12 protein-coding genes are annotated in these 13,457 nt (G+C 53.5%); 5 read left to right on the forward strand and 7 right to left on the reverse strand.

The window, feature by feature from the left end:
- Positions 1 to 29: 29 nt before the first annotated feature.
- The 5 genes from MKJ04_RS19950 to MKJ04_RS19970 all read right to left on the reverse strand — a co-directional run bounded on the left by MKJ04_RS19950 (position 30) and on the right by MKJ04_RS19970 (position 8,107).
- A complete protein-coding gene (locus MKJ04_RS19950) occupies positions 30 to 599 on the reverse strand; it encodes a DUF3347 domain-containing protein (protein ID WP_241643532.1) in 570 nt (189 codons plus the stop codon).
- 59 nt (positions 600 to 658) lie between these two features.
- Entirely contained in the window at positions 659 to 2,503 is a 1,845-nt protein-coding gene (locus MKJ04_RS19955) for an efflux RND transporter periplasmic adaptor subunit (protein WP_241643534.1), read from the reverse strand.
- A complete protein-coding gene (locus MKJ04_RS19960; protein ID WP_241643536.1) occupies positions 2,484 to 3,770 on the reverse strand; it encodes a TolC family protein in 1,287 nt (428 codons plus the stop codon). The genes MKJ04_RS19955 and MKJ04_RS19960 overlap by 20 nt, the downstream gene beginning before the upstream one ends.
- Positions 3,767 to 7,588, reverse strand: coding sequence for an efflux RND transporter permease subunit (locus MKJ04_RS19965; protein WP_241643538.1), 3,822 nt, complete (start codon positions 7,586 to 7,588; stop codon positions 3,767 to 3,769). The genes MKJ04_RS19960 and MKJ04_RS19965 overlap by 4 nt, the downstream gene beginning before the upstream one ends.
- A 129-nt stretch (positions 7,589 to 7,717) precedes the next feature.
- Positions 7,718 to 8,107, reverse strand: a complete 390-nt coding sequence (locus MKJ04_RS19970; RefSeq protein ID WP_241643540.1) for an HYC_CC_PP family protein — start codon at positions 8,105 to 8,107, stop codon at positions 7,718 to 7,720.
- A gap of 494 nt (positions 8,108 to 8,601) precedes the next feature.
- On the opposite strand from MKJ04_RS19970, the gene MKJ04_RS19975 reads away from it, so the two are divergent.
- On the forward strand, positions 8,602 to 9,060 hold the full coding sequence (locus MKJ04_RS19975; protein ID WP_241643542.1) for a hypothetical protein: 459 nt from the start codon (positions 8,602 to 8,604) through the stop codon (positions 9,058 to 9,060).
- A 575-nt stretch (positions 9,061 to 9,635) separates the two neighbouring features.
- Here MKJ04_RS19975 and MKJ04_RS19980 read toward each other — a convergent pair.
- Entirely contained in the window at positions 9,636 to 10,241 is a 606-nt protein-coding gene (locus MKJ04_RS19980; RefSeq protein ID WP_241643544.1) for a helix-turn-helix domain-containing protein, read from the reverse strand.
- Positions 10,242 to 10,774: 533 nt separating this feature from the next.
- Here MKJ04_RS19980 and MKJ04_RS19985 point away from each other — a divergent pair.
- From MKJ04_RS19985 to MKJ04_RS20000, 4 genes are all read left to right on the forward strand, one after another.
- Positions 10,775 to 11,140 carry a metal-sensing transcriptional repressor gene (locus MKJ04_RS19985; protein WP_241643546.1) on the forward strand — a complete coding sequence of 122 codons (366 nt, stop codon included), beginning with the start codon at positions 10,775 to 10,777 and terminating at the stop codon, positions 11,138 to 11,140.
- 65 nt (positions 11,141 to 11,205) lie between these two features.
- Entirely contained in the window at positions 11,206 to 11,481 is a 276-nt protein-coding gene (locus MKJ04_RS19990) for a thioredoxin family protein (protein ID WP_241643548.1), read from the forward strand.
- Between the two features lie 196 nt (positions 11,482 to 11,677).
- Positions 11,678 to 11,842 (forward strand): four-helix bundle copper-binding protein, encoded by a 165-nt coding sequence (locus MKJ04_RS19995; RefSeq protein ID WP_241643607.1) that lies wholly within the window; start codon positions 11,678 to 11,680, stop codon positions 11,840 to 11,842.
- A 76-nt stretch (positions 11,843 to 11,918) separates the two neighbouring features.
- Positions 11,919 to 12,077, forward strand: coding sequence for a hypothetical protein (locus tag MKJ04_RS20000; protein WP_241643550.1), 159 nt, complete (start codon positions 11,919 to 11,921; stop codon positions 12,075 to 12,077).
- 168 nt (positions 12,078 to 12,245) lie between these two features.
- On the opposite strand, the gene MKJ04_RS20005 is transcribed toward MKJ04_RS20000, so the two are convergent.
- On the reverse strand, positions 12,246 to 13,379 hold the full coding sequence (locus MKJ04_RS20005; protein ID WP_241643552.1) for a PepSY-associated TM helix domain-containing protein: 1,134 nt from the start codon (positions 13,377 to 13,379) through the stop codon (positions 12,246 to 12,248).
- Positions 13,380 to 13,457: the final 78 nt, after the last annotated feature.

The following is a 13,457-nucleotide window of genomic DNA, read 5'->3' on the forward strand; positions in this document are numbered from 1 at the left end:
TAATTGCTCGTTAAAATTCACTAAACCTACTATAAGGTTTCTTCAACTGATCCGCAGCCAGGCATTTTCTGCCCCATGAAGGGGTTGCTTACCTTCTCCTCAAAACTTAGCCAGTTAGCGCCCTGTCCCCCCAGTGCCATCGGGCAGTGCTGCCAGTAAAGGGTCTTGCCACTTACCTCGTTGCTCTTCACTACCTCATATAGCTGCCGTGACAGCTGGGCAAAAGCCTGCCGCTGAGCCGCGATGTCTTGCGCATCGGCTATCTGGCTGGCGCTTTCCCTTAGCTGGTTGCGCTGCGCTTCGGTTAGCTCGCTGCCCTCCAGCCCTTTCTGCATATCAGATGCCGCCTGTTTTACCTGCTCATAATTATCGGTTACCAAGGCGTTCTTGATGCCGATGTACGCCACCACAAACGCCGGCTCACCTGCTGTACTTACAGCCGCTACCCCGTTTTCCTGCTGCATCATATCTATGCCATCCATGTTACCCATGCTTTCCATGCCGTCAGCCATGCCCATGTTTTCGGTTTTCTCAGCAGTTTCCTGCTGCCCATTACCACAGGCTGTCATAAAGGCCAGCAATATGATCGCTACGCTCATTGATCCCCTTTTTAAATTGTACTTATTCATCTTTTGAAATTTAAGTTGTGTAAAATAATTTATGGTTTTATTACGTCTTTTACCTCTCCGCACGTGCGCATCTTCGCTGCCATGAACGGGTTTTGGATCTCTTTTGCCTCACTCAGCCAGTAGGCTCCCTCGCCACCTTTGGCCATCGGGCAAAAGTCCACGTACAGCGTTTGCCGTGCCCCGAACGCCTCCACTATCTTGATGAGCGGCTGGGACAGGAAGATGAAGTTCTCGCGTTTCCCCTCGATGGTGTTTGCCTCCTTGCAAAGCTTGGTATGCTGGAACAAGAAGCTTTTCTTCTCCTCCCAGAAGGCCTTCGCGTCTCCCTTCAGCAGTTTATCATCCACCTTGTTGAGGGCAGCCAGAAGGGCTGTGCTATACTTGGCGGTCTCTTTTTCATCTGCTTCCACCAGGGCTTCTTTCAGCATAAGGTAGGCGTCCACCACCTCGTTCAATTGCTTCTTGAAAGCAGCCGGAACCTGATTCCGCAGGTCAACCGCATCCCCCTCCACGAATTTCGATGTTGAGGTCTGCGATAGATTCGCCTCGGTTCCCGGCATATCCATTCCCGGCATTCCGGCCATGGCACCACCTGCGGCCCCAGGATCAGCGTTCGGGTTCATCATGCTCACCTTGCCCTGCAGCTGGGCTGCGGCGTCCACCTGGAACACGCCGTTAGTGACGACTTCCTCCCCTGCTTTGAGACCGCTGTTCACCACATACACCCCTCCCGCCTCAGGGCCCAGTTCCACTTCACGGAACTCGAAAGTCGGCTGCTCAAAAGCAGGGTTTTTCACGTACACGACGGCTCTTTTCCCCGTCCACAGCACAGCCGTCCTCGGGATCATAAGGGCACTGGCAGATACGTCCAGTTCGCTCTGAAGCACGCCCTGTGCAAACATGTCGGGCTTTAGCTTCCCGTTCGCATTCTTCACCTCCGTCCGTACAGAGGCCGCGCGTGTGCCGGGGTTAATAACCGGGTCAATGAAAGTGACCCTGCTGAGAAATGTTTCCTCAGGGATGGACGGGACCGTGAAGCGCACCTCATCGCCCACTTCTATCCAGGGCAGGTCACTTTCATAGGCGTCAAACAGCACCCACAGGTTGCCCAGGCCTGTCACCTGAAAGAGGGGCTGCCCTTCGCTCACGTATTCCCCCACATTCACGTTTTTGGCCACGACGGTGCCGGACTGCGTTGCATAGATGTTCAGATTGTCCTGTAGCTTTCCGCCGCTTGCAATGCGGCGGATCTGCGCATCGGAAATATTCCAGAGCTTAAGCTTCCGTACAGCGGACTCATAGAACGAGGGATTGGTCTCCCGGAGTCGCCCAGCTACCTGCAACTCCTTCTGTGCCGTGATCAGGTCAGGGGAGTAGATGCTGGCAAGGAGCTGCCCCTTCTTTACCTCCTGCCCCGTGAAGTTCACGTAGAGCCGCTCAACACGGCCGGGAAAACGGGCTGTGATGTCGCCAACGGCAGTCTCTTCGGCCTTTACCTTTCCGGGTAGGTGTATTTCTTTCGTAGGTTCCGCCCGCTGTACAACTGTGGTTTGCACGTTCGCCAGTTGGATGGCCGCTTCCGTCATTTGGATCTCTTTGATTGAGACAGTGGCTCCTCCCCCCTCCTTCAGGGGGATGAGGTCCATGCCGCAGATCGGGCATTGCCCTGGTTCGTTCATCCGAATCTGCGGGTGCATGGCGCAGGTCCAGATGGTATCTTCGCCCTCCTCCCCGTGCGTATGGGCGAGGTCTGTTCCCTCCCCTGTTTCAGGGGCCCCCGACGCTCCGCCGAAGAACATCCACCCCAGCAGAAGACCGAGCACCAAAAAGCCCAGCCCAAAATACCATGTTCTTTTATCTATTTTCTGTCTCATAATCGCTTCCCATTAAGTAGTTGATAGTATAAACCTGATTGTTCAGGGATGTTCGGGCCTCAGCCAGCTCCAGACGGTAATTGAGCAGTTGCCGCTCCATGCGCAGCACTTCCTCGAAACTGTTCCTGCCCGTGGAGAACTCCGTTTGCAGGAGAGAGAAGGCCTCCTCAGCCAGGCTGGAGAGCCTTTTATACAGCGCCACCTGCCTTCTGGCGTTCAGCAGGTCCCTGTATTCTTCCTCCAGCTCAGTCAGCAGTTGGTTCTCCAGGTTCTCCCTGCGAAGCCCCACAGCCTCTTTCTCCAGTTGAGCCTCCTTTTGCATAGCCTTGTACTTCTTCCGGTAGATGGGCACCCTAACACCTACCTGCGGAAAAATGACTGCATCCTGCCCGTTGTCGGGCAGTTCTATGCCGCTTCTGGCTGCGATGCTAGTGTAACTCCCTCCTACCGTAAAGGATGGTAGTCCCATTTTCTTGGCCACCTCCACCTGGTTCTCATACACCTGAGCCTCCTGCCGGAGCTGCTCGAGCCGTGGGTTCTGCGCCAGCAGGGTGCTGTAAATCGTCTCCTTTTCCAGCAGCAGCTCCTCTTCCCACAGGGAGTCCGGGAAGCTGATTGGTTCCTGCAGGTCCGTATTCAGCAGTTGCTCGAACCTTGTCACCAATGGCTTTCTGCTATCCTCCAGGTATTCCAGCCTGCTGCGCAGCTCCTCCTCCTCTATCTCCACCTGCAGCACGGAAGAAAGTCCCGCCTGGTCTGTCTCAAAGTATACCTGCGCCAGCTCCTTGAAGGAGTTGAGTATCTCCAGGTTCTCCTCTGTGATGCGGGTGGCTACCTGCAGGTAGTTCAGGTCATTATAAGTAACCCTTATATCCCGGTATAGCTCCAGTTTAGCCTCTTCAAAGGCCTGTAGCCTCACTTTGGCTCGCTGGGCGGCCACCCGCTCTTGCGCCTCCAGCGTTCCGAACCAAGGAAACAATTGGCTTGCTGCGAAAGAGGCGCGTTGCGCGCCCACGCGTGTCTCGACAGGCTGAAGGAAATAGGCAAAACTTACCTGTGGGTCGGGCAGCGCCCCTGCCTGTGGCACCTGTTCCAGCGCCGCCAGATACTCTGTGAACAGCGCTTTGAGCATTGGGTTGTTCCCTGCCCCCTGTACCAGGTACTTGTCAAGCGGCCTTTCTTCCTGCGCCTGCAAAAGCAGGGGAGAGAAAACCATACTGAAGGTGAGAAGCCAATGCGTTATATTTTTATATCCTTTATTTTTCATGATGCTTTTACTAATGCTTTTGGTTTTGCCCACTTTCTCTCCTGCCACATGCTGTAGAGCACCGGCACCACAAACATGGTGATGGACTGAATAAACATACCCCCGAACGTCGGGATGGCCATCGGAATCATAATGTCAGAGCCTTTACCGGTAGAGGTCAGCACCGGCAGCAAGGCAATAATGGTGGTGGCGGTGGTCATCACGGCAGGCCGCACACGCTGGCTTCCGGCCATGACAACGGCTCTTCGGATGGAGTCCCGGTCGGTGGTGTCCTCCCTTGCGAACACCTGTTTGAGATAAGTGCCCATCAGCACGCCGTCGTCGGTGGCTACCCCGAAGAGGGCGATAAAGCCTACCCAAACGGCCACGCTCAGGTTGACAGGGCGTATCTGGAACACCTCCCGCATGTTCTCCCCGAAAAGATTGAAGTCCAGGAACCAGCCCTGGTTGTAGAGCCACAGCAGGATAAACCCGCCGGAGAAGGCGACAAAAACGCCGGAGAAAGCCATGAGGGTGGGCTGCACCTCCCCGAACTGGAAGTAGAGCAGCAGAAAGATAGCCAGCAGGCTGATCGGGATGACTATAGACAGGGTCTTTGCCGCCCTGAGCTGGTTTTCGTAGTTGCCTGCGAACTTGTAGCTTACGCCCGCCGGAACCTCGAACGCACCGGAGGCGATTTTCTCGTTGATGACTTCCTGTGCTTTCTCCACGACCTCTACCTCAGCAAAGCCTTCCTCTTTGTCGAAAATGACGTATCCGAGCAGGTAGGTGTCCTCGCTTTTGATGTTCTGCGGGCCCTGCACATAGTTTATATCCGCCAGCTGCCCCAGGGGCACCTGCGCTCCCGTTGGGGTAGGCACTAGCAGGCCTTTTACATCCTCCGGGTTATCCCTGAACTCCCGGGCGTAGCGCACCCGAACGGCGTAGCGCTCGCGGTCCTCCACGGTGGTGGTCATTTCCATGCCACCGATGGCCGCACTGATGATTCGCTGCACATCCGCGATGGAGAGGCCGTAACGGGCAATGACCTGCCGGTTGATGTCGATCTCCATGTAGGGCTTGCCCACCACGCGGTCCGCAAAAACGGAGGCGTCCTTCACCCCGGGCACTTCCTTGAGGATGTTCTCCATCTGCAGGCCCACCTTTTCGATGGTCTTCAGGTCAGGGCCGAATACTTTCAGGCCCATGGGCGCCCGCATACCGGTTGAGAGCATAATCAGGCGTGTGGCAATAGGCTGCAACTTCGGGGCCGAGGTCATACCCGGCAGGTTAGAGGCGGCCACGATCTCCTCCCAGATGTCGTCCGGGGACTGGATATGGTCGCGCCACTGGCGGAAGTACTCTCCGCTGCGGTCCGGAACCAGCAGGGAAACGTCTAGGTCCGCGCGTTCCATGGTCTCGGGATCGAAAACCTCCCCGTTCTGGAGCACGTACTTGCCCTCGTCATTCACCTGGAAGGCGACGCGGTATCCATCCTGGTCCCGCACATACTCTGACTTATAATTGATGACGTTCTCGTACATGGAGATTGGCGCAGGGTCGAGGGCCGTGGCCGCGCGGCCCCATTTCCCGACCGTAACGTCCACCTCGGGAATGGCCGTCACCAGCATGTCGAGCTGGCGGATGGTCTCGATGTTCTCCTCCACGCCGGAATGCGGCATGGTGGAAGGCATCAGCAGGAAGGTGCCCTCGTTTAACGGAGGCATAAACTCCTCTCCTGCCCCTGGAAAGGTCTCGCTGACAGCCACCCAGGCGCCTGTCTCCCGCACATTCCACCCCAGCTTCTCCGACCCGGCGGCCGCAAAGCTAAAGACCTTATCAAATCCCTGCCAGGCGAACAGGCCGAACATGACAATGAAAATCGGGATAGAGAGGAACTTCCACTTGTTATCCAGACACCAGGAAAGAATAGGTTGGTAATATTTCACCATAGAAAGCAGGATGCCCAGCACAAGCGCTATGACACCTGCCACGAAAATGAGATTGGTGCCATAGCTATGGCCGGCGCCCAGCGGCAGCCACTCCCTTGTCAGGAAGTAAAGCACTCCCACGAGCACGATACCAATGTTTATGTAATTGGCGTATTGCTTTTTGCCTTCAGGCCAGGAAGGCTCCAGCAGGTTGTTCACTCCTAGGGCAAGAAGCACAATGCCAGCCCAGGGTACATAGAATAGCACTAGCACGCCTAAAGCGAGGAGGCTGAAGTTCCAGATTCTCCTTGCTCTGCGTTTGCCAAACTCCAGGGAGAACAGCGCATGCGCGAGCGCAGGAATCACCACTATGCCCACAAACAAGGCCGCTAAAAGCGCAAAGGTCTTAGTGAAGGCAAGGGGGCCGAACAGTTTCCCTTCCTGCCCCGTCATGGCGAAAACAGGAATGAAGCTGATAACGGTTGTGGCAAGGGCCGTCAGCACGGCAGAGGCTATCTCGATTGTGCCTTCGTATATGACCTCCAGTTTAGGCCGGCCCTCGTTTTCAGGCATCTCCAGGTGGCGGATGATATTTTCGGTGAAAATGACACCCACATCCAGCATCACCCCAATAGCAATGGCGATACCGGAAAGGGCCACAATGTTAGCATCGACCCCGGCGTAGCGCATCACGATAAAGGTCATAAGCACCCCGATGGGGAGCAGACTCGAGATGAGGATAGAGGCGCGCAAGTTCAGCACCAGAATAACCACCACAATGATACTGATGAGTATCTCCAGCGTGAGTGCCTCCTCCAGCGTGCCCAGCGTTTCGTAGATAAGGCCCGTGCGGTCATAAAAGGGAACCACCGTTACCTTGGAGACGGTGCCGTCCGGCAGCACCTTGCTCGGCAGGCCAGGCGCCATCTCCTCAATCTGTTCCTTCACGTTATTGATCACCGCAAGCGGGTTGGAGCCATAACGTGCCACCACAACGCCTCCCGTGGCTTCGGCACCGCCTTTGTCCAGGCCACCGCGCCGGGTGGCGGGCCCCATGTGTGCGTGGGCGACATCCTTCAGCCGGATCGGCGTATTATCGTTCACGGCCACTACCGCCTCTTCCAGGTCATCAATGCTCTCGATGTAACCAAGGCCACGCACCAGGTACTCTGCTTTGTTGAACTCGATGGTTCGGGCTCCCACATCCTGGTTGCTCTCCTGCACAGCCTGCATGATCTGGCTCACGTTCACATTGTGGCTCTTCATGGCGATGGGGTCGATGTCGACCTGATACTCCTTGATGTACCCTCCGATAGAGGCCACCTCGGACACACCCTCAGCGGATGCAAGAGAGTACTTTACGTAAAAGTCCTGGATGGAACGCAGTTCCTGCGGGTCCCAACCGCCCGTGGGCTCCCCTGTCTCTGGGTTTCTGCCCTCCAAGGTGTACCAGTATACCTGGCCCAGCGCCGTGGCGTCAGGCCCGAGTGCTGGCTGTACGCCTTCGGGCAAGGTGCCGGAAGGCAAAGAGTTGAGTTTCTCCAGAATCCTGGAACGGCTCCAGTAAAACTCCACATCCTCCTCAAAAATGATGTAGATGCTGGAAACACCAAAAATAGAGCTGCTACGGATGGTTTTTACGCCTGGAACCCCTAAAAGGGCTGTGGTAAGCGGATAGGTTACCTGGTCTTCGATGTCCTGCGGGGACTTCCCCATCCACTCTGTATAAACAATCTGCTGGTTTTCCCCAATGTCCGGGATTGCATCGACCGGCACGGGGTCCCTGGGAACCAAATCACTCTCCCAGTTAAAGGGAGCAGTAGAGATACCCCAGATTACAAAAGCGACAGTCAGTAAGGCTGTCACCAGCTTATTTTCTAAAAAAAACCTAATTATTTTGTTAAGCATAGTTGTTTCTTGTTGTAAAGGAACAGACAACATGGCTCTGTAAAGACAAAGCCATAGGCTACCAACCCCTTATGAAGACTGTGCCTACAGAACTTCGCAAGGATGTGCCTACAAGAGTATAACTATGCTTTAAATAAGGAAAGACTGAACCTTGATGAAGATATCAGATTCAGCTAAAGGAGGCTGTTTGGAGTGAAATAAAAGTTTTTTGGACGGCTCGTCCAGAAGCAGAGCAAGCCGCAATTCATTGATGAGGCTAACGAATACGAACTGCAGTGGGGGGGTAAACTTGATGACCTGCTGATCGAGCTGAAAATCATCCTCAACCGAGACGTGATCAGTGTCGCTGTGACAGTCGCAGTCAGCAGGCATGCTACCTGGGTCGCAGCATGGCTTTGTATCTGCTGCTCCTACCGAAACACTTGCCAGGACCTCTCCACAAAAATGCTTCGTCACAGCATACCCCGCCGTGCTAAGGAGCAAGGAGATGACTAAGACGATATGTAAAAGATGACGCACTTCTTGTTTTTTTCATGTCCAACGCGATACGTCTGGAAATGGTTTCTGTTATCTTCTTTTGGAAGAGGTAATGGTGAACAATATGCAAAGGTACCCCAAAAAAGGATTTTATCCAAATACCTTGTACAAAACAAAGACATAACAAAGGTAAACCTATTTGTGCGATGAATCAGAGCTATAGATCAGCTTGGTTTGCCTCTAAGCTGTGTAATAGCTTTCCTGGCACCTTTTAGTGATAAATTCAGCTGTATTTAAATCTTGACTCCCTGTGGTAAAACTTTGCACGAACCCGGAGGGTAGTAAAGGATTAACTTTAGAAGGAGTGGATGTTCGCGTGTGCAAGGACAGTGGCAACAAACTTTTCAATGCCATTTTGCCTGAAAGTTAGCTATTGGCGGTGACGGGTCATGCAGCAAAGCAAAAAGAATCACAGGTTTATTCTTTGGATGATATGCAGTCCCTCTATCTTACCTTTTACTAAACCATCAATGACCATGGGTGAGCAGTATAGTGGCAATACAAAAGGGAGAGGAGTGATTGTCTTTTCTGCCTGGATCTTTGCAGTTGGCTTTTTGGTGAACCTAGTTTGGGAAAACGCGCAAGCCTTTCTTTATGTCAGCTACGGCGGCTTTTGGAAGCACTTCTGGGTCTGCTTTATCGCCTCTATCATAGACGGCTTGGTGATACTACTGGTTTACCTCGTTCTTGCCCTCTTGTATAAGGACATTTACTGGCCCAGGCACAACATGTTTGTACGGTATGCTCTTGTAGCGCTGGTCGGAGGGGCACTCGCTGTGGGCTTTGAGCTGTGGGCACTGGCAACCGGTGAGTGGAATTATACCGCATTGATGCCGGTAGTTCCGGGCCTGGAGGTAGGCCTATCCCCGCTTGCTCAGCTGATGGTGCTGCCTATCCTCTCCTATCATATAAGTCTACGCATGACCAGCAAGTAGATTTGAAATATGTGAAAGCTTGCTTATCGTACGCAGGAATTTTCGATACACCTCATAGCTCCTGGGCCTCGCGTGCGTCAGCCTCCGGGTAGTGGTTGATAAAAGGGGTGGCCACAAGGAAAAAGTCTACTCCCGCGATTGCTTTCACCTTTGCGCCCAACCGGAACCTGCCTCTGGGGAAGCAGCATGAAGCCGATGTCTCCCAGCAGCAAGGTGACGACGGGTTGCTTTAGTAATGCCAGGCCCCCAGGCGGTGCCTATGTTGGAAAGGGCCAGCAGGAGCAGTTTGCCGCGCTTTGATGCATAAGGGTTGCCCTTGAAATAGTCGGGCAGTACCTTTGTGTGGTCTGGAATCAGGTCAATGACCTATCGCATTTGCTCTCACAGCTAAGGTTGGGATCTGGAAAGCAGAATAACACAATTTTGTCTAATTATATATATTATTTTATATCTAATTATTTAAACATAGACTGCCCTCGATTCGCTATTGAGCATAACTAGCAAGTTAACAGGGTCGTGTTTACCTGAAGGTAAGAGGATTATAGCCTTCATAGCACACAGCCATGAACTCCGCGTTAGGCACCTGTCTTCTCAACCACATAGTTTAGGACGTCCCACTCGTCTGCTCCTTCGGGGAGATCTCTTTCGGCTATCTGAACCAGCCTTTCCTCTCTGTTTGACATCGACAGCATGATTATGTGCATCCTAAAATATTCCCTGTCATCTATTTCAAACTCTGGATTTGATTTGTCTTTGTAGGCTTTCCACCTTTTGAGCCAATAGTCATCTTTGATCATCTTCTCCTCGAAGAGTATCTGCATGCCAAGGTGCTGCATCATCCGCTCAAACGCTTCCTTAGGGCCGAATTCATAGACCCGTCCGCCCAGAGGCGTAGCCTCATACGCTTCTCTGGTGGAAAAGCCCTTGGGTAAAAGTAACTCTAAGTGCTTGGCCTGCAAATCTTCGTAGGGAACCATCCTATACATGGCTTCAACTATGATGTGCTCGGCGAGCAGCAGCATGAGTGAGAATCTGTCAACGAGGGACTTGAAGAACAGCTCTTCATTCTCATGGATGATCTCGTAAACAGGGATATCCAATAGCCGAGAGATGCTGATCAGCTTCTCGTAAGGAAGGCCGGTGCTGCCGGACTCCAGCTTGCTATAAGTGGACCTGGCCATCTACAGTTTGTCTGCCATGCTACTTTGCGTGATCTTCTTGCTTTTGCGGATCCTTTTGATAGTTTGGTTTATTTCCATGGTTGCTTTTTGAACAAATAAAGCGGGCCCATGGCAGACGGTAAAAAATGTTCTCTTTATTCATTTTTTACCGTCTGTTTGTTACACATTAATATATAACAGACAGATAATCTAATGTCAGCTGATAGGCGCAATTATGTTTAATAGAAGCAGCTAAAACATGCGCCCTCGCGCAAATGGTGGCTCAGCTCGCTAAAGCGCAGCTAGGGAAAAGTTGTTTAAGGAAAGTGGGTATAGGCCTTTTATCTACCTGCTCAGGTCATTACCGGTTCACCGCCCCTCCGCTCCGGGCTCTATTTCTGGTGTAGTTGGTCGAAATGGCTATTGTACTCACAGTGTGAGTACTCTTCAGATTCAAGCCCACTCCTTTGCGAAGGCTCTCCGCCACAAAATTTTAAACAAATAATTTGCAGGCCACCCCCCTACCCCAATTATATTTCACAAAATTGAAAAACATGCTACAAAAGGACTTGACTAGGGATATTAAAACCAGGTTGAACACCATCAAGGGACAACTGGACGGTATTATCAAAATGCTTGACAATGACAGAGCCCCTGAAGAGGTGCTGGTGCAGTTCAAGGCGGCTGGCAAAGCACTTAGCACCGCTCAATTCCTGCTGCTGGACGAGACTTTCAGAAAGTCCCTGGCCGCTAAGTTGTCAGAGACAATGGAAGCCTGCCCAGGAGACTGCGGGCAGGAAAACACCATAGAGCTGCTACGGAAGCAGTTTCCCGACCTGAACCATGATGAGCTGACAGCCAAAATGAAGGAGATTCAGGCGGTATATGACCAGATAAAGGAAAACCAGCAAAAAAGTTAGCTGCAATTGTTTGGAGCCCACCCCCGCCCCGACTGTAGCTTTGTTTAAAATTAGAATTTACGACTATGGCAAAGAGAAAAATAGAGTTGTTCACCGCAGGCTGCCCTGTTTGTGAGCCAGTAGTGGAAATGGTACAGTCAATGGCCTGTGAATCCTGTGACGTAACAATTTACAACCTCGCGGAACAGTGCGACACGAAAGAGTGCGTCAGCAAAGTGAAAGAGTATAACATTACCTCCCTTCCAGCGGTGGTAGTGAACGGAGAGCTGCTCTCCTGCTGCGCAGGCAGGGGGGTAAGCCGAGAGCAATTAGAAGCCGCCGGGATTGGCAACCCCGCTTAAACCGTTTGGATCAATAAACCCAAAACCATAAGCCATGAAAAAAATCAGCCAAGAAATGCAGTCCTGCATAGATTCCTGTTACAGTGCAGTTACAGCCAGCAGAGTTTGCTTAGACGAGCACCTGGGAGAGCCTGACATGAAGAGATGCCACAAGTTGTGTCTGGACACGATTGCCATTGCCACCGCCTGTGCAGGCATGTGCGCAGCCAAGTCAGACTATGTGGGGCAGGTAAGCAGGGTGTGCGCCCAGGTATGCAGGGATTGCGCAGATGAGTGCGCCAAGTTCAATAGCGAAGTGTGCCGGGAGTGCGCTCAAATTTGTAGGGAGTGTGCCGACAAATGCGAGGCGATGGCTGCTTAAATCCACAGGCAAGGTACGGTTGCTTTGTATAACCAGCTTTGTTGCCTGCCCGACAGAGCGCTTAATGATTGATATTATGAAACGTAGACTATTTGGACTTGTGACCGCCGCGGCGATTTTTGCAGGCGGTGCGGCTTTCGCCTTTGGCGGGGGCGAGGCGGAGTGCCCGTTGAAGGGGACGCCGGACTGCCCGTTAACAGAGAAAACGGCGGAAGTGCCTGATTGCTGCAGGTAAAAGTAAAAACAGGGAAAAGGAGAGAGCGGCTACATGGGCCGCTCTCTCCTTTTTCACAGGTTCATATGCCAGGGGGCCACGCGGGTGGGGCAGGGCAGCAAGCGTGCCGTACACAAAGCAACAGGTTTCGGAGCCGCTGCCCCATACAATGTGCATGAAACGGCTTTATTATGACAAAGGCCTGACAGGGGCCGGGTGGGCCGGGACTGCTCTTCTTTGCGGTGTCCCTCGGTCAGGCCTTCTGCCGCGCAGCCTCCACACAAGGAAGCCGGAAACAGCCAGAATGCCTGGCAGCATGCCAAAGGAACTGTAAAGCAGCTTCACCCACAGCCCTGCATAATCGCCAAAGTGCAGCGGCTTGAGTACCGTCACCCACCTCCTGTGCCAGGGCGTGTCCCGCACGAAGCTTGTCCCCTTCACCTTGCCTGTGCTTAAATCCACCTGCAGGCTGCTGTAGGTGGCGCCGTAGTAGGCAGGGTCTGAGTTCAGCCTCCCAAGCACGGAGAGGGTTCCGCCGGAGAAGCGCAGGTAGTTGACCTCGAAGCTCGGGTAGTCCTCCTTTACCTGCCTGAGCACAGCATCCACAGAGACCGTGGCTGGGGAATCATCCTCTACCGTGCTGCTCGGGGCAAGGGCGCTCTGCACAATGGTGAAGGCGATGTAGGTGCCGGTGACGCTGATTATCAGGTTGAACACCAGGCTCCACACCCCCACCACCCGGTGCAGGCCGGAGAAAAAAGAGCGCCTGCTCTTAAAGGACACGCGCTGCCTGAAGGAAAGCACCCTCAGGATAGACCTGCGGTAGAGAAGGAAGCCGGTGAGGGTCAGCAGGATGAGGGCGATGCCGCCCAGAAGCACGATTATCTTACCTGCCGTCCCTGACAGCAGGTTATAGTGGATGTCCAGCAACACGTGCACCAGGCGCTTTTCTGCGTGCCGCACCGTCGCCATCGTCTGGCCTGTCTCCGGGTGCACAAAGACCCACCGCCGGGAGCCACCCTCGCGCAGCTCATACTTCAGGGCCTCCAGCGGCCCCTCCGGCAGGCCAGGCACCCGGATGTCAGCGCCGGGGTTCTCCTCCCTGATGCGCCCAAGGGAACTGTCTATCCTCAGCCCGGAGGCAGGCTCCTCCAGAGTGGACAGGTGCGCGAACTGCGCGTGGTCAATGTCGTGGTGGAACACCAGCACCGAGCCCGTGAGGCTTGAGACAAGGAGAAACACCCCCGCCGCCAGCCCCAGCCAGTGATGGAGGGAGAATGCCCTTTGAACAGTGTTCCTCTGATTCTTTTGCCGCTTATTCATCTTCTTGAGCTGATTTTAATCACCTGCCGTCAACTGACCACCACAGGGGGAAGGCTCGCAACAAAACTAAGGGGAAAT

Origin of the sequence: Pontibacter sp. E15-1 (genome assembly GCF_022601975.1) — a bacterium.
GTDB lineage: Bacteria > Bacteroidota > Bacteroidia > Cytophagales > Hymenobacteraceae > Pontibacter.